The sequence below is a fragment of the uncultured Acidaminococcus sp. genome (genome assembly GCA_900538365.1).
In the GTDB taxonomy this organism is placed as follows: Bacteria; Bacillota; Negativicutes; order Acidaminococcales; family Acidaminococcaceae; genus Acidaminococcus.
In genome coordinates, this window is sequence record UPXT01000007.1 from 13,960 (window position 1) to 33,505 (window position 19,546).

19 protein-coding genes and 1 tRNA gene are annotated in these 19,546 nt (G+C 52.8%); 1 reads left to right on the plus strand and 19 read right to left on the minus strand.

Annotated elements, in window-relative coordinates:
• The first annotated feature begins 90 nt into the window (after positions 1 to 90).
• Positions 91 to 1,440: an MATE family efflux transporter gene (locus tag QZQ08_RS02565; protein ID WP_296359903.1), complete on the plus strand. Its 1,350-nt coding sequence runs from the start codon at positions 91 to 93 to the stop codon at positions 1,438 to 1,440.
• A gap of 676 nt (positions 1,441 to 2,116) precedes the next feature.
• Here QZQ08_RS02565 and QZQ08_RS02570 read toward each other — a convergent pair.
• The 19 genes from QZQ08_RS02570 to QZQ08_RS02660 form a co-directional block, all read right to left on the minus strand.
• Positions 2,117 to 2,530 (minus strand): amino acid-binding protein, encoded by a 414-nt coding sequence (locus QZQ08_RS02570; RefSeq protein ID WP_296327386.1) that lies wholly within the window; start codon positions 2,528 to 2,530, stop codon positions 2,117 to 2,119.
• A gap of 17 nt (positions 2,531 to 2,547) precedes the next feature.
• A complete protein-coding gene (locus tag QZQ08_RS02575; RefSeq protein ID WP_296327387.1) occupies positions 2,548 to 3,588 on the minus strand; it encodes a 3-deoxy-7-phosphoheptulonate synthase in 1,041 nt (346 codons plus the stop codon).
• A 197-nt stretch (positions 3,589 to 3,785) separates the two neighbouring features.
• Complete coding sequence (locus tag QZQ08_RS02580) at positions 3,786 to 4,607, minus strand: MetQ/NlpA family ABC transporter substrate-binding protein (protein WP_296327389.1); 822 nt, start codon at positions 4,605 to 4,607, stop codon at positions 3,786 to 3,788.
• Positions 4,608 to 4,714: 107 nt separating this feature from the next.
• A complete protein-coding gene (locus QZQ08_RS02585) occupies positions 4,715 to 5,965 on the minus strand; it encodes an NADP-dependent malic enzyme (protein WP_296327391.1) in 1,251 nt (416 codons plus the stop codon).
• A 75-nt stretch (positions 5,966 to 6,040) separates the two neighbouring features.
• On the minus strand, positions 6,041 to 6,538 hold the full coding sequence (locus QZQ08_RS02590) for a metallophosphoesterase (RefSeq protein WP_296327393.1): 498 nt from the start codon (positions 6,536 to 6,538) through the stop codon (positions 6,041 to 6,043).
• Positions 6,520 to 7,110, minus strand: coding sequence for an RdgB/HAM1 family non-canonical purine NTP pyrophosphatase (rdgB, locus tag QZQ08_RS02595; RefSeq protein ID WP_296327396.1), 591 nt, complete (start codon positions 7,108 to 7,110; stop codon positions 6,520 to 6,522). The genes QZQ08_RS02590 and rdgB overlap by 19 nt, the downstream gene beginning before the upstream one ends.
• 173 nt (positions 7,111 to 7,283) lie before the next feature.
• The gene (locus QZQ08_RS02600; protein ID WP_296327399.1) at positions 7,284 to 7,928 is read right to left on the minus strand and encodes a F420-0:Gamma-glutamyl ligase; all 645 of its coding nucleotides are present in this window, start codon (positions 7,926 to 7,928) and stop codon (positions 7,284 to 7,286) included.
• Entirely contained in the window at positions 7,921 to 8,460 is a 540-nt protein-coding gene (locus tag QZQ08_RS02605) for a hypothetical protein (protein WP_296327402.1), read from the minus strand. The genes QZQ08_RS02600 and QZQ08_RS02605 overlap by 8 nt, the downstream gene beginning before the upstream one ends.
• Complete coding sequence (locus QZQ08_RS02610) at positions 8,454 to 8,882, minus strand: thioesterase family protein (protein ID WP_296327405.1); 429 nt, start codon at positions 8,880 to 8,882, stop codon at positions 8,454 to 8,456. Before QZQ08_RS02610 ends, QZQ08_RS02605 begins: the two co-directional genes overlap by 7 nt.
• 85 nt (positions 8,883 to 8,967) lie before the next feature.
• A tRNA-Arg gene (locus QZQ08_RS02615) sits at positions 8,968 to 9,042 on the minus strand.
• Between the two features lie 105 nt (positions 9,043 to 9,147).
• Positions 9,148 to 9,756, minus strand: coding sequence for an energy-coupled thiamine transporter ThiT (thiT, locus tag QZQ08_RS02620; protein WP_296327408.1), 609 nt, complete (start codon positions 9,754 to 9,756; stop codon positions 9,148 to 9,150).
• 1 nt (position 9,757) lies between these two features.
• The gene (locus QZQ08_RS02625) at positions 9,758 to 10,591 is read right to left on the minus strand and encodes a deoxyribonuclease IV (RefSeq protein WP_296327411.1); all 834 of its coding nucleotides are present in this window, start codon (positions 10,589 to 10,591) and stop codon (positions 9,758 to 9,760) included.
• 112 nt (positions 10,592 to 10,703) lie between these two features.
• Positions 10,704 to 12,440, minus strand: a complete 1,737-nt coding sequence (locus QZQ08_RS02630) for a response regulator (protein WP_296327414.1) — start codon at positions 12,438 to 12,440, stop codon at positions 10,704 to 10,706.
• An 18-nt stretch (positions 12,441 to 12,458) separates the two neighbouring features.
• Positions 12,459 to 13,607, minus strand: a complete 1,149-nt coding sequence (locus QZQ08_RS02635) for a S41 family peptidase (protein WP_296327418.1) — start codon at positions 13,605 to 13,607, stop codon at positions 12,459 to 12,461.
• 9 nt (positions 13,608 to 13,616) lie between these two features.
• Complete coding sequence (locus tag QZQ08_RS02640) at positions 13,617 to 14,750, minus strand: murein hydrolase activator EnvC (RefSeq protein WP_296327421.1); 1,134 nt, start codon at positions 14,748 to 14,750, stop codon at positions 13,617 to 13,619.
• Between the two features lie 14 nt (positions 14,751 to 14,764).
• Positions 14,765 to 15,652: a permease-like cell division protein FtsX gene (gene ftsX, locus QZQ08_RS02645; RefSeq protein ID WP_296327424.1), complete on the minus strand. Its 888-nt coding sequence runs from the start codon at positions 15,650 to 15,652 to the stop codon at positions 14,765 to 14,767.
• Positions 15,642 to 16,328: a cell division ATP-binding protein FtsE gene (gene ftsE / locus QZQ08_RS02650; RefSeq protein WP_009015788.1), complete on the minus strand. Its 687-nt coding sequence runs from the start codon at positions 16,326 to 16,328 to the stop codon at positions 15,642 to 15,644. Before ftsE ends, ftsX begins: the two co-directional genes overlap by 11 nt.
• On the minus strand, positions 16,319 to 17,440 hold the full coding sequence (csaB, locus tag QZQ08_RS02655) for a polysaccharide pyruvyl transferase CsaB (RefSeq protein ID WP_296327429.1): 1,122 nt from the start codon (positions 17,438 to 17,440) through the stop codon (positions 16,319 to 16,321). The genes ftsE and csaB overlap by 10 nt, the downstream gene beginning before the upstream one ends.
• Positions 17,433 to 19,526 (minus strand): DUF5693 family protein, encoded by a 2,094-nt coding sequence (locus QZQ08_RS02660; RefSeq protein WP_296327432.1) that lies wholly within the window; start codon positions 19,524 to 19,526, stop codon positions 17,433 to 17,435. The genes csaB and QZQ08_RS02660 overlap by 8 nt, the downstream gene beginning before the upstream one ends.
• Positions 19,527 to 19,546: the final 20 nt, after the last annotated feature.

Here is a 19,546-nt window from a genome sequence, read left to right on the forward strand (position 1 = left end):
GCGCCCGTTCATTTGCAGTCACGCGTGTTTATCAGATATAATAGGAAGGAAATTCTGCATCGATCACGTTAAAGGCAGGCGATTCCCGCAATGGCTCAGGCAAAAACAATGACAAAAGATATGACCCAGGGCAGCATTCCCAAGCTGCTCCTTGAATTTGCCCTCCCCTTGATGGTTGGCAACATCTTCCAAATGCTCTACAATACGGTCGACTCCATCGTCGTAGGCAACTTTGTCGGAACAAACGCCCTGGCAGCTGTCAGTTCCACAACGATGGTCACCAATATGTCGGTCTTCTTTTTTAATGGATTTTCCATCGGAGCTACCGTCATCATCGGAAAATATTTTGGTGCCGGCGACCATAAAAAGCTCCACCGTGCCGTAGAAACGACCATGGCCGCAACCTTTTTGCTCTGCCTGCTGTTTACGGTCTTCTTTCTTTCCGCCAACGATTTCATGCTGGCCTTTATGAAAACCCCACCCGATGTTTTTGGGGAAGCCTCCCTGTATCTCAGGATCTACTTTGCCGGCGTGACAGGACTGCTCCTTTATAACATGGGAAGCGGCATCCTCCGCGCCGTAGGAGACACCAAACGGCCCCTATATTTTCTGGTCCTCACGAGCGTCCTCAACATCATCTTGGACCTGGTTTTCGTGCTCCAGTTCCATATGGGCATTGCCGGCGTTGCCTACGCGACCATCCTTGCCCAATTCATTTCAGCAGGGGCGACCATGGCGGTCCTTATCCGTACGGATGACATCTACTGTTTCCGCTTTGGGGATCTCTGCCTGGATCGGGGAATCCTTAAGGAAATCTTCTGTGTGGGCCTTCCCGCCGCCATCCAAAGCGTCATCACCTCTTTTTCCAATATTTTTGTTCAGTCCTATATCAACTTTTTTGGTCCCACCATCATGGCCGGCTGGGGCTGCTACAACAAGATTGACCAATTCGTCATGCTCCCCGTCCAGTCCATGGCCATGGCCTCCACCACCTTTGTGGCCCAAAATGTCGGCGCCAAAAAAGACAAGAGAGCCGATGAAGGCACTGTTTCTTCCATTGTACTGAGCCTTGGCATTGTCGGCGTCATAACGACCCTTCTCGTAATATTTGCCGATACGGCCCTGCGCCTTTTTACAAGCGACGAAGGCGTTATCCTGTCCGGAGTCGGCTTTATCCACGTAAACCTCTTTTTTATGCTCTTTAACTGCGTGAACCAGGTCCTTGCCGGGGCCCTCCGCGGCCGCGGGGACTCTGTTGCCCCAATGGCCATCATGCTCTTTTCCTTTGTCCTCATCCGCCAGATCTACCTTTTTGTCATGAGCCGCTTCATCAGCAATACGCCCCTAACCATGGGCTTTGGCTACCCTGTGGGCTGGATGACCTGCTGCCTACTTGAAGTCGCTTATTTTTATTTGTTTTGGAAGCATCGGCCGAGGTAAAAGGCCTTCTTTATTTTTTACTCAGCTCAAAAATCGGGCTGAGTTGATGCCAAGGCTGTCGATCAAAAAGATTGCAGGCCAGATGCTGTGGTGCGTTGGTGCTGTGATGCTAAAAGACGGGAAGGGAAAAACAAGACGAACCTTTCTGCATTGCCTTGGTAAGGCGGAACGGTTTTCGCCGTCTCAAAAGCGGGAATATAAAGGCAGAAAGACATAGAAGTCAAAACGAGGGTAAAGCATAAGACCATGAAACAAGCCCCCAAACCGAATGAAATCCTAGGTTCGGTTGAGGGCTCTTAGTGTTGATTTGATTTTTGTGAGAAGGGAATCTTATAAAATATAAGGAAACGATAATGGAGGAGACGACCGGCGTTCAGCTTTTCCCTTAGTGCCCGATGCAGCGCATCAATCTGCTTTGGTAAGGCAGATTGCATTTAACAACCCTAAGGCGGAAGACTCGAAAGCCTAAGACCAAAAAGCAGCAATCAGAAGGAAATTACTGAGTCTTGGACCTCTTCGGCTGATAAAAACGGGAAAGGTTCAAGACTTCCGTGAGCATCGAATCCACTCAGCAAACCGTCATTCATCCCTGCCCTAAGAGGAAGGTGTCTTCTGGCGATTTAAGATAAAAGGCTGGAAAGAAAGGCAGCATCCTTTCTTTCCAGCCTACTTTTAGTTAGAAGCGGTCTGCCAGCCTGTATCCCTTTCCCATGAGGAAGGTCTCCGTTTCCGCTTCATCGGTCTGCATCACCACAATGGGGCTTGAGGTCTTGCGGTCAAAGGAGATATAAAGATAACGGATATTGACATTGGCCTGATTGAGGCTCTCCAAAATCTTGTTCAAGGTCCCTGGTGCGTCAGAAGCCATATCGACAGCAATGACAAAATCGATGCGGCACTGGTAGCCAGCCTTCTTGAGCAGATCCTTGGCCTTATCTGCATCATCTACGATAAGGCGGACAATGCCAAATTCCGCACTGTCTGTTGCCAGCATGGTATAGATATTGATCCCGCCTTTTGCCAATTCGTCCGTCATCCTGCCCAAGGCCCCCTTGGCATTGGCGGCAAAAATAGAAATTTGTTTCAGCATGGATATACGCTCCCTTCTCAGCCTTGGACGCGACCGGCCAGTTCCTTGATGAGGGCTTCCGTCTTTTCCCAGCCCAGGCAGGGATCAGTGATGGATTTTCCGTAGACACCCTCTTCAATGGACTGACTGCCATCTTCCAAATAACTTTCAATCATGATTCCTTTGACCAGCTTCCTTAACTCCGGGTTCATATGGCGGCTGTACAGGACATCATTGGCAATGCGGATCTGTTCCAAGAATTTTTTCCCCGAGTTGGCATGGTTGGCATCGATGATGACTGCCGGATGGGAAAGGCCCCGCTTCCCATAGGATTCATGGAGACGGACCAGGTCTTCATAATGGTAGTTAGGCAGGCTCCGGCCAAACTGGTCCACGTAGCCGCGCAGAATGGCGTGAGCAAACCGATTGCCCTTGGTCCTCACTTCCCAGCCCCGGAAAAGGAACTGCTGCTCATGCTGGGCCGCCGCAATGGAGTTGAGCATCACGGAAATATCCCCACTGGTGGGATTCTTCATTCCTACAGGAATGCCCACACCGCTTGCCATCATGCGATGCAGCTGATCTTCGACAGAACGGGCCCCAATGGCAGCATAGGAAATAAGGTCCGACAGATAGCGATGATTTTCCGGGTAAAGGATCTCTTCGGCACAAGTAAAGCCGGTTTCCCGGATAACCCGTTCATGCATCTTCCGGCACGCAAGGATTCCCTTGAGCATATCCTCCTCACCGTGAGGATCGGGCTGATGGAGCATGCCTTTATAGCCAACACCAATGGTGCGCGGTTTGTTGGTATAGACGCGGGGAATGATGAAAAGTGTCTCCTTGACCTCTTCTTGAACGCGGGCAAGGCGCGTGCAATATTCGGTGACCGCGTCCTCGTTATCAGCAGAGCAGGGTCCAATGATAAGAAGGAACCGTTCATCCTTTCCTGTGAGGATATCCCGAATTTCCTGATCCCGCCGCATTTTGATCTGATAAAGGCCCAGATCCACAGGATGCTCCATTTTAAGCTCCTGCGGTGACGGCAATTTACGGATAAACTCCATTTCAAGTTCCATAGAAAGCCTCCCCTGAAAAAGTTGGTCGTATTATACCACATCTATGAAAATGATTCATGAATCTGCCCATAAAAGGCGATTTGCCCGTACTCCCTAGCCCGAGGTTGTAACCATTGTTCCAAAAAAAGTCACCCCCACTGCGGATTGGTTCCGCAATGAGGGTGTACCCTTTTGCACCATGAGGCCTTGATTCGGTCTTAGAAAGCCGGGATTACGGCCCCTTTATACTTTTCTTCGATGAATTTCTTGACTTCCGGGCTCGTCAGGGCCTTTTTCAGGGCCTGGATTTCCTTGCGGTTTTCATCGCCCTTTCGAACAGCAACAATATTGGCATAAGGAGAATCCTTCGGTTCGATGAACAGGGCGTCCTTCGTCGGGTTCAGCTTGGCTTCCATGGCAAAGTTGGAGTTGATGACGGCAAGATCCACATCATCTAAGGTGCGGGGCAGCATAGCAGCTTCCGCTTCGGTGATCTTGAGGTTCTTCGGGTTCTCCACGATATCCCCGACCGTTGCCGCAATGCCGACGCCATCTTTTAACTTGATGAGGCCTGCTTTAGCAAGGATATTGAGGGCACGGCCGCCGTTGGTTGGGTCGTTCGGGATGGCGACTTTGGCTCCATCGGGAACGTTCTTGATGTCTTTCAGTTTCTTGGAATAGACCCCCATCGGTTCGATATGGACAGCAACAAGGTTCACCAGATCAAGTTTGCGGTCAGCAGCAAACTTTTTCAGATAAGGTTCATGCTGGAAGAAGTTTGCGTCAATTTCCTTATCATTCAGGCTAAGGTTTGGCTTGACGTAATCCGTAAATTCAATGATCTGGAGATCGATGCCCTCTTTAGCAAGGAGCGGTTTGATCTCGTTTAGGATTTCCGCATGTGGAACCGGCGTGGCACCGACTTTCATCACGACTTTCTTGTCGCTGCCTTGAGCAGCTTCTTTCTTCTCACCGCCGCAGCCGGCAGCAAGAACGCCGAGGGCGAGGAGGCCAGCGAGGGCCCAAACTGTTTTCTTCATAGTCATCAACATCCTTTCAGAGGACCCCGTCTGGGGCTTTATCTGCGTTATGATGTGATTATACCGTTATGCATGGAAAGGCACAAATATATAAAAGTTATGTCTTGTTATGCGTTCCAGTTATGGTTAACCCGTTCAGCCGCTTCCTTCTCAATATCCTCTGCCTTCCGCTGCAGGCGGGCAATACCCGAATCCATGGCCACTTTTGCCACAGCCCCGGCAATGGCAGGTACGATACGGCGGTCAAATGCTCCGGGGACAACATAGTCCTCACGCAGTTCATCCTCAGGAATGAGACCTGAAATGGCATGGACAGCAGCGACCTTCATCTCTTCCGTAATGGCAGAGGCGCGGACAGCCAGGGCTCCGCGGAAAATGCCAGGGAAGACGCAGACATTATTGACCTGGTTCGGGGCATCGCTGCGGCCCGTTCCAGCCACAAGGACGCCAGCTGCCTTGGCTTCTTCGTAGGTCGTTTCGGGAACGGGGTTTGCAAGGGCCAGGACAACGGCTTTGGGGGCCATGCTTTCCATGATTTCCTTCGTGAAAAGGCGCGGTCCTGATACGCCGATAAGGACGTCTGCCCCCTTGGCGGCACCGGCAAGGTTTCCTTTATAATGGGCCTGATTGGTGACGCTTGCCAGGTACTTTGTTGCCATATCCATTTCCCCGGGACGGCCCTCATAGACCGCGCCGTCAATATCGATCATCGTCAGGTCGTTTACGCCCAAGCGATAGAGCAGCTTGCCAATGGCAGAGCCCGCAGCGCCGCAGCCGTTCACCACGACCTTGACCTTTGTAATGTCCTTTTTGGCAAAGCGCAGGGCGCCAAGGACAGCAGCGCAGGCAATGATGGCAGTTCCGTGCTGGTCATCATGGAAAACCGGGATGGAGCAGCGTTTGATAAGCTCATTTTCAATCCAGTAGCATTTTGGCGAGGCAATGTCTTCTAAGTTGATGCCGCCAAAAGAAGGCTGGAGTTTCGTGACAATGTTCACGAATTCTTCCGGATCTTTGGTGTCAATACAGATGGGGACAGAATCAATATCACCAAATTTTTTATAGAGAACGGATTTGCCTTCCATGACTGGCATGGCCGCTTCCGGACCAATGTCCCCCAACCCCAGGACGCGGGTCCCATCACTGATGACGGCGACCATATTGCCCCGGCAGGTGTATTCAAAGGAAAGGTCGGGGTTTTCCTTGATCTTGCGGCACGGCTCGGCAACGCCCGGCGTATAGGCAAGGGCAAGATCATGGCCATTTTCAAGAGGCGCCTTGCAGCGCACTTCCAGCTTTCCATGGAATTTCTTGTGAAGCGCCAGGGCTTCGGCATTGATTTTTTCCGTATCTGCCATAAGGGATTCCTCCTTTTTCCAAGGGCCTAAGGCCTCTTGCAATAAAAGGGCCCAAGGCCCTTTCTGATTCAGTGGTTATTTGGCAAGTTCCCGCACTTCAAAGAAGGGGGCCCTGCCCTTTTCGAGGGTCAGGATACCGTAGGTCGGTACGCCGCCCCGCGGTTTGGCTGCACTGCCGGGGTTGATGACAAGGATTCCGTCAATCACTTCATTGACGGGGATATGGATATGGCCAAAGACAACAACCTGGGCGTTTTTTTCCTGTCCCCAGTAGATGAGATTATCCCAGCGGGAACGGGACACATAGCGGTTTCCATGCACCATGGCAAGGGTCGTTCCTTCGATCTTTGTGACAAGTTCCACAGGGCCCCTATCCTCATAGACGTCGCAATTTCCGCAGACAGCATAGACGGGCACACCGGTCTTTGCTTCCAGATAGGGCGCATCCTGACTGCAGTCACCGGCATGAAGCCAGAGATCGACCTTTCCCGCGTCAAGGATGACGCGGTCCATGGCCTTTTTGACGCCATGGGTATCACTGATGACTCCAATCCTCATTTCATCTTTCTCCATTGGCTGACAAGTTTCTTTGCCGCTTTGGCGCGGTGGCTGATGCCGTTCTTTTCTTCCAGGGTGGCTTCTCCCAAAGGTTTATGGAGTTCCGTCGACCAAAATAGCGGATCGTAGCCAAACCCATTGGTGCCATGCGGTTCATGGAGCAGGATGCCATCACAGATGCCGCTTGATTCAACGACAATCTTGCCTTCGGGACTGGCAACGGCAAGGGCACAGAAAAAACGGCAGTTGCGGCGGACCTGCATCTTCATATTGGCAAGCAGGAGGTCATTGTTTTCCTCGTCCGTGGCCTCTTCTCCCGCATAGCGGGCGGAACGGACACCCGGTGCGCCTTTGAGGCTCAGGACCTCAAGGCCGGAATCATCGGCCAGACACATCCGGCCCGTTGCTTTGGCATAGTATGTCGCCTTCAGCCGCGCGTTGGCGGAAAAGGTCTTCCCCGTTTCTTCCGGCTCGGGGATATCCGGAAAATCATTTAGACAGCAAAAATCAAGTCCCAAGGCTTCCAGAAGAACCTTGAATTCTTCCATCTTGCCTTGGTTATGGGTCGCAATAACGACTTGTTGCATGTATGGTTCACCCACTTTCTATACGTTATATTGTAACTGGTTTTGAGGGGATTGACAACAAATTAAGGGGAGGGGAAGAAAGCTTGGCCGTAGGATGCCATTTTTCCTTATTCCTGTCCGTGCGATTTGGGTGCCGATGAGAAAAAAGCCCCCGCCGAAGCGGGGGCTTTCCATTAGCGGATGAAGTCCTTGATGATGCAGATTGGGGTCTTCTGGCTGGCGTTGCCAAAGGGGTTGTCAATGAGAATTTTTTCCACAAGACGGGGATCGACGCCTTTGGTTGCGCCCAAAACGCAGGAGCGCTTGAGGTCGTTGACATCAGCTACCGCTGCGCCAAAGCAGCCCAGACCGCGTTTGATGCTTTCTGCCACTTTGGAAGCATGTTTTGGTCCGAGGACAATATGCTTATCATAGGGTGGCATGGTTCCCGTAATATCATCGACTAGACGGGCCTGTTCCCCACCCAAGCGGTAGAACCAGCCGGCCTTGCCAGCAAGTTTCATAAAAAACCCGGCAACGACGGCAAAGGTGATGCGCAGCGTGCCTTCTTCATTGATGAGGCTCTGCATGGAATTCCAGTTGGAAATGCTGCCATAACCAGGAAAGAGCTGGGAAAAAACTTTGGCCGCAAAGCCAATCTTCAGCGTTTCCGGACGGATGGCCCGATTTTGCGTAATGGCTACGACACTTTCCGCTACACAGACCACATCGCGGGGGCCAATCATGGAACCGCCAAATTCCTTGATGGCATCGACAATATTATCATGGACTGTCAGGATGCGGGTCGGCACAGGAAGGATTTCATATTTCTCAGCCATGGTAAGCACCTCCAACCAATTTCTTGACATCTTCCGCATAAATCGTTTCAAAAGCCTTGCGGACGTAATGATCTTTGCGGCCCACACCGGTCAGGTAGATGCAAAGGTCCATGTCGACCATATGGCGCAGGGTATCGCGGATATTTTTCCCATTGCGCGCTTCAAAGAAAAGGGTCACGACAAGGGTCCGTTCCACACCGGGGTTCATAATGACCGCTTCGAAATAGTTGTCGTCCCGGCGAGCCGTATCAAGTTCCAAACGGCCCCAGCACATGGCATCAGGGAACTGTTCCCGCGGCAGATAAGGACGCACAAAAGCATCTGTAATGGCCGCAATCTGGCTGCTCGTGTTCCGCATGGGTACGGTGAAACTAAAGACCGCACGGTCCGTTTCGATTTTCTCGAGTTTCAAAGCCGACCGTTCATCGATGCAAACGTGAGTATCGTCCGTCGGTTTCAAAAACGCGTAGACCGTCATGACCAAGGCTCCCAGGACGCACAGGCCCAGGATGAGATAAATAAAATTCAACATTCCTTTCTCGTCTCCCTTTCCTCTTCCAGCATTTTATTCAAACGTTCCATATAGGTATCACTCAGCCGCGCAACCTTTCCTTCGGGCGTCGTAATGCCGTTTGTGGTCTTTCCCTCGGCAAGGAGCACGCCATCTTTGGCTCGCAGGGCCCGATAGGAAAAACCGAGCTTCACTTTGCTGAGTTTTTCAAGGACGGTTTCAATGATAACTTCATCATCAAAATGGGCCGACTGACGATAGCGGCAATTCACATCGACAATAGGAACCATGAACCCTTCCCCCATCATCTCATTGAGGTCAATGCCCGCCTGCCGCAAATATTCCACCCGCCCCATCTCAAACCAGCGCAGGTAATTGGCATGGTGTACAACGCCCATGAGGTCGGTCTCATAGAACCGGACCTTGAGTGAGAACGATACCATCGTGTCATCTCCTTTACCCCGGAATAGGCAAAACAACAGAAATCCCCATAAAACGCTGTGGCGATTCATGGGGTCAAATCCAATATGGTACGCCTGGGCGGAATCGAACCGCCGCACACGGCTCCGGAGGCCGTTGCTCTATCCACTGAGCTACAGGCGTATGTCATGTCTGACGGAGGCTATTATAGCATAAATGATGGGCTTTATCAAATTCTTTTCGCTTTGGCGCCAAAAAAGTTTTTGTAAAATGATCTTGCCCTGCTCCCTACCGCTTCATGAGGGAAAGGAAACGCTCCACCGGAAGGAGCCGGTAAAGAACAAGACAGATGACAAGGTTAGGCAATAGATAGGTCAGATTGGTGACAAAGGAATAGAGATAGACCGAAGTCCCTGCCGGTGCGTAGCTGCCAAAAAAGACGACGCCCGAAAGAAAATGGAACAAAAGCCGTACCGCCACGGCAGCCGTAATCCCTGCCATGCGGTGCCGGGGAAAACAGCCGGCAAGGCCAAGGGCCATAAAAGGCAGGGGATAGTCGAAAAGGACCTGGATTGGATGCAGGATATAAGGTGCCATCAAAAGGTTCATAAGACTGTAGGCAAAACCTGCCAGCATACCCACTTCCGTTCCATAGGCAAAACTGATGAAAAAAAGGGGCAGCATGCCGCCAAGCGTGACCGAGCCTCCGTTAGGCATCCGGTAAAAAGGAAAGGCCGTAAGGATCACGGCCATGGCAAGCATAAGGCCGATGCTCGCCGCCATGGGCACGGACAGCCGCACCTGTTTGATCTTTAGGAGCGCCAGCAGCAGGAAAAAGAGGGCAAAAAGGCTAAGGGCCGCACTCGGCACGTTCATGAGCTGCGTCAAAAGTTCCATCTTACTTTGCCGCCTCCTGCCGCATCATGTCAATTTCATGGGCATAGCCCGAAAGCTCGTTCGGCGTTTCAAGGATAAAAGGCAGGCCAGATAAGGCAGGGTGACGGACGACGCGGGAAAGGGCCTGCTTGCCAATCAGTCCTTCGCCGATCTTTTCATGACGATCCTTATGGGCGCCCAAAGGATTCTTGCTGTCATTGAGATGGATGGCTTTTAAGCGGGACAGGCCAATGGCGCGGTCAAATTCACGAATAACGCCATCTAGGTCAGAGACAATATCATAGCCCCCATCCCAGATATGGCAGGTATCAAGGCAGACGCCGACCTTATCCTGAAGGACAACGCGGTCCAAGATGGCGCGGATTTCCTCAAAGCTGCGCCCCACTTCCGTGCCCTTGCCGGCCATGGTCTCGAGCAGCAGCGTTGTCTGCTGATTTTCATAAAGAACGCGGTTGAGGCACGCCGCAATGAGTTCAATACCGGTTTCCGGGCCCTGCCCCAGGTGGTTGCCCGGATGCATGTTGTAATAATTTCCCGGCAGGGCATCCAGTTTATGGAGGTCATCGGCGATGGTTTCAAGGGCAAACTGACGCACTTCTTCCTTTGTGGAAGCGGGATTCAAGGTATAGGGCGCATGGGCCACAAGGGGAACCGTCCCATAAGGCTCCCAGGCCTTTTTAAAAAGCTCCGCGTCCTTGGGATCAAAGGCCTTGGCCTTGCTGCCGCGGGGATTGCGGGTAAAAAACGCAAAAGTATCGGCTTTGATGCCGCGGGCCGTCTCCCCCATGGCCGCAAAGCCTTTGGAAGAGGAAAGATGGCAGCCAATATGCAACATAAAAAAGGATCTCCTTTCAGTTTCTTCATAACAAGGGGCAAACGCCGTCCATAGGCCCCATTGTACACTAAAGCGCGGTCCCATTTCAATGGGGCCGCGCTCGGTTATATTTTTACTTTTCGATGAAGGTCGCTAAGGTATGGAGCAGGTTCTCCTTTTCCAGGGGTTTCCGGATCTGGCCATTCATGCCGCTTGAAAGGGCATCTGCCACGTCCTCGGAAAGGACGTTTTCCGTCAGGGCCAAGATGGGAATGGTCTTGGCATCCTCGTGGTCCGCCATGCGGATAAGGCTTGCCGCTTCGCAGCCATCAACACCGGGCATATCAAGGTCCATCAAAATGGCTGCATAATAGCCCTCGGAACTCCTGCCAAACATCTCACAGGCTTCCCGTCCATCGTGGGCCCGTTCCACGAGGATGCCCGTATTGGACAGGAGCTTTTCCAGGACTTCCATGCTAAGGTCGTTGTCATCAGCAGCAAGGAGACGTTTTCCCGCAAGAGGCATGAGCTTCTTATCACTTTCCGGAAGCTGGTGATACGTAAAGGGCAGTTCCATGGTAAAGCGGATACCCTCGCCGCTTTGGTTGTCAGCCTTGATGAGCCCGCCTAGGATGTGGACAAGGTTATGGGTTACGACAAGACCCAAACCGCCGTGGAAACTGGACCGTTCTTCCAGCTGGGAAACCATTTCAAAAGGCAGGAAGACCTTATCCATGAGCTCTTCGGGAATGCTCTTTCCTTCACAGGTGACAACCACTTCCAGGATCACCTTGCGCTTTTTCTGTTCACGCCGGCGAATTTCACAGCGTAGGTGATGCTGCTCACCCGTAAAGAGCATGGCATTGGCCAAGAGGTTCATCATGACCTGTTCGAAGCGGACCCGGTCTCCATCAAGGGACAGGTGCTTTACGCCATCTGTTTCCATGGTAAAGTCGATCTGGCGGCGCTGCGCTTCCTGACTAAAGAGCGACTCAATGCGGCTGAGGACCCCATCAAGTTCAAAAGGTTCGCTTTTAAGCAACAAGGTGCCATTTTCCATGGCGGAAAGGTCAATGACATCGTTAAGAACCGAAAGGAGGTAGCGGACCTGATCCTGGCTTCCCTTCACGTAGGCCCGGCGCTGATCCACATTGTCCTCTTCGCCGGCAAGGGTCAGGTAGCCCATGATGGAATTAAGGGCTTCCCGCGTGTCACGGCTGATGCGGCTCATGAACTTACCTTTTGTTTCTGCATCATCACGGGCTTGGCTCATGGCCGAATGCAGCTGGGCGCGGCGCTCCATTTCAAGGCTCTTTTGGTCATCGATGCGGCGGCGCAGAAAGAGTACATCCCGATGATGGCTGCGCCCTTTTTTCACGCCCTGAAGCAGGAAGCTGGCCCAATGATAGGTGCCTTCCCCGTCCTTGACGCGGGCCATGAATTCATAGGAGGAACAGGTCTTGCGCGTTCGTTCCAGGTTTGTCTGGAGTACTTCTTTTGTATATTTCAGCTGATCGCTGGGATGGAGTTCGCCAAAAATGGTCTCCACCGAATCAATGGGTATGGCCTTGGCCGTGACCCTTTCGCCCTCATCTTCATAGCAGTAGGCCGTATGGTGTTTGAGGTCAAGCTCGGCCACCCGGTCATAGGTTTCCACAAAATAGCCAATGAGACGGCCAATCCGATAGCGTGCCTTCCGTTCCTTGCGGACCTGCCGGGTCCGTAAAAAGTAAAGGAGGACCAAAAGGGCAATGAGGACCAGCGCGGAAACAAGAACAATACCGACATTACGTTCAAGAAACACATACGCGGACCCTTCTGCAGGAAGGATGGCGGAAAGCGATTCCAGCCAAGATTTGATGAGATTCATAACGACTCCTTTCGGCGGTTACTGGGAAATGACCGTTTTCAAATAGGCCTCGGCGGCTTCCAGTTGATTTGTGCCGGCGGCCCCTATGGCTTCCACGGTTTCATCAGGCTCGATGCCAACCTTATCGATACTGCGCCCGCTGGGCGTATAGTACTTTGCAATGGTGAGTTTGACAGCGGTCTTTTGACTTAGCATGAAGACATTCTGGACCACACCCTTGCCAAAGGTCTTGGTCCCAAAAAGCTTGCCCGCTCCCGTATCCTGGATGGCGCCGGAAACGATTTCCGCCGCGCTTGCCGTTCCATGGTTCACCAACACGGCAATGGGGAAAGGCACTTTTTCAAGCTCTGAGGAGAAGGTTTCCTTCGCCCCTGATTTATCTGTCATGGAAACAATGGGCCCTTTGGGAACAAGGTGCTTTGCGACATTGACGCCGCTTTGGAGAAGGCCCCCGGGGTTGTCCCGCAGATCAAGGACCAACGCTTTCATGCCCTCACCCTGCAGCTTTTCCAAGGTGGCAGCAAAATCGCGGTCCGTTTCCTCGTTGAAATTCGTGATCCGGATGTAACCGATGCCGCCTTCTTCCATGCGTCCGTAGACGCTCTTGACCTTGATTTCGCTTCTTGTCAGGGTCACTTCGCGGGTAGATCCATCGGTGGATTTCAGTCCCACCGTCACTTGCGTCCCATCCTTGCCGCGAAGCTTTTTCACGACGTCGTTCAGGCTTTCTCCCGTCACGTCCTTTCCGTCAATGGAAAGAATGATGTCCCCCGCCTTGATACCAGCTTTGTAAGCCGGTGTATCTTCAATGGGAGAAACAACGACAATTTCCTTGGATTCCTTCATACCCACGACCATCCCGACACCGCCAAAATGGCCTTCGGTCATGGCGTTCAGGGCGTCAAAACTCGATGTGTCCAAATAGGATGAATAGGGGTCTCCCAGTTCATCCACCATCCCTCGGATGGCGCCGTCATAAAGGGTCTTTGCGTCCGTATCTCCCACATAATAGCTGGAAATCAGATGCAGGGTCCGCACCAATTCGAGAAATCCCACTGGATTTCCGACATAGCGGCCAAGGACCGTGAGGCTCCCCAAGATAAAGACGCAGAAAGAAACCAGGACGGCCACAATCAGGTGGGCCCAGCCAAATCTTTTTTTACCCATAGACCCTCCTTATGGCAAATAGTTGAGCGGTGAAGTGACTTCACCATGGACACGCACTTCAAAGTGGCAGTGCGGTCCCGTCGAATTCCCCGTGCTGCCTGCAAGGGCAATGGTCTGGCCTTTGGCAACGCTTTCGCCAACACCAACGGTAAGGGAACTGTTGTGCCCGTAGAGAGTCACAAGGCCACCGCCATGATCGATCATCACCGCATTGCCATAGCCGCCCATCCAGCCGGCATAAATCACCGTACCGGAATCAGCGGCCACAATGGGCTGTCCGTAGTCGGCACCAATATCGATCCCGGCATGGAAGATTTCCGTGCCCCAAATAGGATGGACGCGCCAGCCAAAAGGAGACGTGATTTCCCCATAACAGGGCCAGGTAAACTGACCGGACCCATGAGCGGAGGCCATCATGCGGCCTTCCTGCTCCATGCGCTGGATCATAGCCGTGATTTCCTGGCTGTTGCGCTGGAGTTCTTCATATTCTGCATCAAGGCGGGATTTTTCGGCTAGGGCTTCTTGATAGAGCTGTTCCTGCTCGAGAGTCTTTTGTTCCACGTAGGCTTGTTTCTGGAGCACTTCCTGGCGCTTTCCATCAAGTTCCGCGTGTTCCGCGTCAAGCTCGGCCTTTTTGACTTCAAGCTCGTGCTTTTGCGCAGTCAGCATTTCAATGAGATTCGTATCTCGGCGAATGATGCGCTGCAAAAGATACATGCGGGACGAAAAATCCCGGAAATCACTCGATCCCAACAGCACGTCAAGATAGTTCACCTGACCATTTTCATAGATGTCGCGGAGCCGTTTCTTATAGATTTCCCGCGTATTGTCAAACTCCTTTTCCTTGACGGCAAGGTCCCGTTCATTGCTGCGGATCTTGCCTTCAAGGATGCGCTGCTGGCCTTCGACAACGGCAAGCTGCTGTTTTGCTTCGGCAAGTTCCTGTCGGGCCTTGACAAGACGGTCCACGGCGTTTGAAATACGGACTTCACTTTCCTTTCGCTGGGAAGCGTTTGTATCCATCTGCCGCTGGATCTCGTCAAGCTCTGCTTTTTTATCCTCTATGGATTCAGCCCACGAAACAGGTCCCATATAGCTCATAAGGGCCAGCAGGGCAGCTGCGACGGCAACTTCTTTTTTCATGACAAGGCCCCCTATCAAACATCCAGGAACTTGCGCAGACTAATGGCACTGCCGGCAGCCCCGATGAAGGTGCCAACTGCCACAAGACCGGCACAGAGGTAGGCCATAAAGGGCCAGCTTGGCAGGAGGGGAAAGAAGGCCAAGGTCGAATAGATCTTCACCTGGGCAGCGTCATACATCTTGAAAAGGGCTGCAGCAGCAATCAAAGCTCCGACAAAGCCCATGAACATCCCTTCAAGCAAGAAAGGCCAGCGGATGAACCAGTTGGTGGCCCCCACATATTTCATGATGTTTACTTCCCGCCGGCGGGCAAAGACCGTAATGCGGATCGTATTGGAAATAATGAAAAGGGTGGCAATGGCGAGCATGATGATGAGGAAAATACCGCCAAGACGCAGGATGCGTGTCAGCTGGAAGAGATGTTCCACCACTTCCTGGCCAAATTTGGCCGTTTCCACACCGGGCATCTTTTCGATCTGGGGTACGATTTCCTGGATGCGTTCCGGTTTGTCCACCTGGACTTCAAAGGAATAAGGGAAAGGGTTGTCCTCTCCCAAGGCATCAAGGAGCTTTTCCTGTTCGCGGAGGCGTTTCTTGAAATTCTGCAGGGCTTCTTCCTTAGTCACGCCCTTGACTTCCATGACGCCCCGCGTCATCTTGAGCTGCTGCTCCACTTGACGGCGCTCCACGCTCGTTGCGGCATCTGACATATAGACCGTCACTTGGACCTGGTTTTCCAGGTATTGGGCAAGGTTATTGACATTGAGGACCATCGTCAAAAAGAGCCCCAGGACAAGGATGGAAAGGGCAACCGTCGTCACGGAGGCAATGCTCATGAGGGAGTTGCGTTTCAGTGACGTAAAGGTTTCCTTCAAATAATACCATTTTGTACTAAAGCTCATAACCATAGACTCCTTTGATATCGTCACGGACAATGCGTCCATCTTCGATGGCAATGACCCGCTTTTGCATATAGTCCACCATGGTCTTGTCATGGGTTGCCATGATGATGGTCGCGCCCCGCTTGTTGACCTCGGAAAAGATATTCATGATTTCCATACTGGTTTCCGGATCGAGGTTGCCCGTCGGTTCGTCGGCAATGACCAGAAGCGGATCGTTGACAATGGCGCGGGCAATGGCCACACGCTGCTGCTCACCGCCGCTCATTTCGCTGGGATAGTTCTTTGCCCGGTCACCAAGACCCACAAGGGTCAGGACTTCCATGACCCGTTCCTTGATCTTCTTGGAAGGGGCCTCGATGACCTGCATGGCAAAGGCCACATTTTCAAAGGCCGTCCGATCGTTCAGCAGTCGGTAGTCCTGGAAGACGATACCCAGCTGACGCCGCAGGTAGGGGATCTCATCATTGCGAAGTTTCATGACATCGACGCCGTCCACAAAGATCTGCCCGCTTGACAGTTCAATCTCGCGGGAAATGGTCTTGATGAAGGTTGATTTGCCGGCCCCACTGGGACCGACGAGAAAGACAAACTCACCTGGTTTGATATGGACATTGACGTCCTGGAGCGCGGCGGCTCCGCCAGGATAGATCTTGCTGGCATGTTTCATTACGAGCAATGGGATCCACTCCTTTTTTCGTTGGATTCATGCATAAGGGCAAGAGCTCGAAGGATATTGGATCGGGCTTCCTTTCTAAGGGCAGCCAGTTCCGAAGCTTCCTGGGCTCCTGAATCGGCAGGCATCGAGTCGGCAAGGGAAACAATTTCACCGGCCGTGATGGCATCGATGGTATCGACAACGGTTCCTTTCATGCCATCTACAAAACGGTCCACTTTTGGATCATAGGAAACCGCCATAAAGGGCACACCGGCAAGGGCCGCAAAGACGAGGGCATGAAGGCGCATCCCCACCAAAAGGCGGAGACTTGCCATAAGATCGAGATATTCCTTCGTAGAAAGTTTTCGCGGCAGGATAAAGACGTCGCGGCTGTTTTCCATTTGGCCAAGGACCGCGTCAGAAACTTCCCGGTCGGACGGGAACTGAAAAGGGACGAAAAGAATCTGCGCCCCAAAGGCGGCCTTGAGTCCATCGGCGGCACGGGCAAATTCAGGGATGAAGCGGTCCTCCCCTTTCCAGTGCCGCAGGGCAAAGCCAATGACGGGCCGCTCGGGATCGATGCCCATGCTGCGCAGGAGGACTTCCCCCACCTTACGATTGCCGTCAGGAAGGGAGAAGACAGCGTCACTTGTGACAAGGATGTCCTTTCTTTCAAAGCCCATCTCACAAAGGTCATCCAAGGATCCATCATCACGGACCGTAATCAGATCGGCATGGCGGCAGATGAGCCGGGTCAGGAAACGGGAAAAACGGCCCCTGATCGGACCGATTCCCTGGGCAAAGAGCATGACCTTTTTCCTCATGATGACGCCAAGGGCGATGATGGAAAGGTAATAAAAGAGACTGAAATGGCTCGTTACGTTCTGGAGCAGGCTGCCTCCGCCCGATAAGAGCAGGTCCGTTCCCGCCATGGCCCGCAGGATGGCAGGAAAATCAAACCGTCCGATGCTCTTTACATCGTGGAGGGCACAGGTCGAGCGAGGTTGGCCGCTGATGACCGTAATGACCGTATCAGGATCTTCCCGTTTGAGGCTGTCCACAATGGCTGTCAGCATGGCCTCGTCACCGGCATTGGAAAATCCGTAATATCCGGATATGAGCACCTTAGCCACGCGCGTCCCTCCCCTTCTTGTGAGCACCATAGGCGCGATAGAGCCCTTCAAACACAAGGACGGCCAGAATACCTAGGATTGCACCTAGTGCGTAGCCATCAAGAGCCCTAACATAGCTCATGAAAATGGGAGTCCGCATATGGCAGAATGTCTGGACAAGACTTGCTTGTCCAATGGTCGCGGCGACGGCAAAAAGGCCATAGGTCCAGGTCGAAAGTTTCCGCAGGACGCACCAAGCCGCCAGGTAAAAGGCCGGATGACCGATGAGGAATTCCTTTTCCCGGGGCCGGGCGTACATGGTCTCTTCGAGAAAATAGCGCAGTTTTTCCTCAAAGGCCGGAACGGGGACCCCTGCCGTATGACCGCTGCGGCCAATGAAGACCCAGGCCACGATGGCAAAAACAAGGAGAACAAAAAGGGTTGACAGCGTAAAAGGACGATGCAGGAACGCCCGGATCCTTGCCAAGGGAGCCGTAAGGCTTTCGCCTTCGTTCCACAGGCCATGACGCTTGACAAAGAGCAGGAACGTAAGAAGGACCGGCATCATGAAAGTGACCTTCACGCCGCGGTAGATATCGATTTCGAGGAGAAACCGTGTATCTCCGAGAATTGCGCCCAATAAGGAGGCGCCCACAAGGGACAGGGCCATGGCATAGCCCAGCTGGACCGTTGTCATGGCAAGAAGGCCCTTCACCGTCCCGACTCCTTTGCGGCGTTCCCACAGCGTGATCATGCGGGCCATGGAAAGGACGGGAAAGATGATGGCACTCAAAAGGGCCGTCACCTGGCGGAACAAGAGGGCGTGACTTCCGGTAAAGTAACCAGCAGATAGGACAAGGCCGCCTACAAGGACCAGCTTAGCATAATGGCGCTGGGGCAGGAGGCCAAGGAGCAGGAAATAAAGGCACCAAGCGGCCACGACAGAAAAAGCCATGGGCACATAGAAAAGATGGGACGGATTGTACGGGGCAAAGACACCGGCCCGTCCGCTTGTATAACCATGGGATGCCACGTCACGCGTCACGTCGCTTACGTATTCGAGGTTCGTTTCTAAAGCCGTATTGCCATCAAGACCGGTAACGAAAGGACGGATGTAGTTGACGCGGATGTTGCGTTCGTCATCGGCAAGGGACCAGCGGCGGAACGCATCAAAGACCTTCATCTTGCGCTGCTCATCTTCAGCAATGGTGTAAACGCGGGCGGCGTCATAGTCCATGACTTCAGAAAGGGGCACAAGTCCGTCCATCTTGATGAACTGGAGCTGTACATCTGCTTCGACCATGCCAAGGGTGATGTGCCGCTTTTTGAGTGCATCTGCTGTGTTCTTGAGGTAGCGCGGCTCACCGAGCATGCTGCGGCCGCTGCCAATGATGAGCGAAACATCGGCTCCCGTTTCATCAATTTCCTTAAAGAATACAGCAAGCTGCTGCCGGGCTTTTTCTTCATCTTTCGTGGTTTTCACGAAGTTATTGGGGCGAATGGCCACCATAAAACCATTTTCCTTGGCGGCAAGAAGCTCATCCGGCACAAGGAGCAAGGGCGTTTCCTGGATGCCCAGCTGATCCTGACTGAAAGGATTCTTATTGAGGGCCGTTGGAGCCTTGAGCATGTAGACGCGGGGCGTTTCGGAGACCTTATGGAAGCGCTCCCTGTCAAATCGGGCTCCCAGTGTTTCAATGAGGGCATTCAAGGTGCGGCGGCTCGTACCATCGGCCAGATAGACAGCCTGGTAAGTAAAGTCCGGTGAGGCTACAATAGCCTGCCAGCTCGGGCTCAGACCGCCGATTTCCTTTTGGCGCAGGAGCTCGCCGCCCGTATAGTAGGTAATAAGGCCTTCGCCGGCCATATCCATGATGGTGCGGTCCGAAACGGCAAGGGTCGTGACACCGGCGTCCTTGAACTTTTTGAGGACGCTCTGCCGCGATAGGCCCTCACTGTCCGCCATACGCACCAGGGCCTGGTAATCCATGACCGTTTCCATACTCCGATTGGCCCGTTCCACCTGATACCTGCTCCAGTTAAGGCAAAGGGAGGCCAAAAGACCGAGACCGACGAGGACCACAAATAGCTGTTTGATTTTCTTCACGGCTTACCCCTTTCCCCTCA

What these genes read in the sequence shown, in the direction of transcription:
- QZQ08_RS02565 (WP_296359903.1), top strand. Translation starts at nt 91, where the DNA reads ATGGCTCAGGCAAAAACAATGACAAAAGATATGACCCAGGGCAGCATT.
- QZQ08_RS02570 (WP_296327386.1), bottom strand. Translation starts at nt 2,530, where the DNA reads ATGCTGAAACAAATTTCTATTTTTGCCGCCAATGCCAAGGGGGCCTTG.
- QZQ08_RS02575 (WP_296327387.1), bottom strand. Translation starts at nt 3,588, where the DNA reads ATGGAACTTGAAATGGAGTTTATCCGTAAATTGCCGTCACCGCAGGAG.
- QZQ08_RS02580 (WP_296327389.1), bottom strand. Translation starts at nt 4,607, where the DNA reads ATGAAGAAAACAGTTTGGGCCCTCGCTGGCCTCCTCGCCCTCGGCGTT.
- QZQ08_RS02585 (WP_296327391.1), bottom strand. Translation starts at nt 5,965, where the DNA reads ATGGCAGATACGGAAAAAATCAATGCCGAAGCCCTGGCGCTTCACAAG.
- QZQ08_RS02590 (WP_296327393.1), bottom strand. Translation starts at nt 6,538, where the DNA reads ATGGAGAAAGATGAAATGAGGATTGGAGTCATCAGTGATACCCATGGC.
- rdgB (WP_296327396.1), bottom strand. Translation starts at nt 7,110, where the DNA reads ATGCAACAAGTCGTTATTGCGACCCATAACCAAGGCAAGATGGAAGAA.
- QZQ08_RS02600 (WP_296327399.1), bottom strand. Translation starts at nt 7,928, where the DNA reads ATGGCTGAGAAATATGAAATCCTTCCTGTGCCGACCCGCATCCTGACA.
- QZQ08_RS02605 (WP_296327402.1), bottom strand. Translation starts at nt 8,460, where the DNA reads ATGTTGAATTTTATTTATCTCATCCTGGGCCTGTGCGTCCTGGGAGCC.
- QZQ08_RS02610 (WP_296327405.1), bottom strand. Translation starts at nt 8,882, where the DNA reads ATGGTATCGTTCTCACTCAAGGTCCGGTTCTATGAGACCGACCTCATG.
- thiT (WP_296327408.1), bottom strand. Translation starts at nt 9,756, where the DNA reads ATGGAACTTTTGACGCAGCTCATGAACGTGCCGAGTGCGGCCCTTAGC.
- QZQ08_RS02625 (WP_296327411.1), bottom strand. Translation starts at nt 10,591, where the DNA reads ATGTTGCATATTGGCTGCCATCTTTCCTCTTCCAAAGGCTTTGCGGCC.
- QZQ08_RS02630 (WP_296327414.1), bottom strand. Translation starts at nt 12,440, where the DNA reads ATGAATCTCATCAAATCTTGGCTGGAATCGCTTTCCGCCATCCTTCCT.
- QZQ08_RS02635 (WP_296327418.1), bottom strand. Translation starts at nt 13,607, where the DNA reads ATGGGTAAAAAAAGATTTGGCTGGGCCCACCTGATTGTGGCCGTCCTG.
- QZQ08_RS02640 (WP_296327421.1), bottom strand. Translation starts at nt 14,750, where the DNA reads ATGAAAAAAGAAGTTGCCGTCGCAGCTGCCCTGCTGGCCCTTATGAGC.
- ftsX (WP_296327424.1), bottom strand. Translation starts at nt 15,652, where the DNA reads ATGAGCTTTAGTACAAAATGGTATTATTTGAAGGAAACCTTTACGTCA.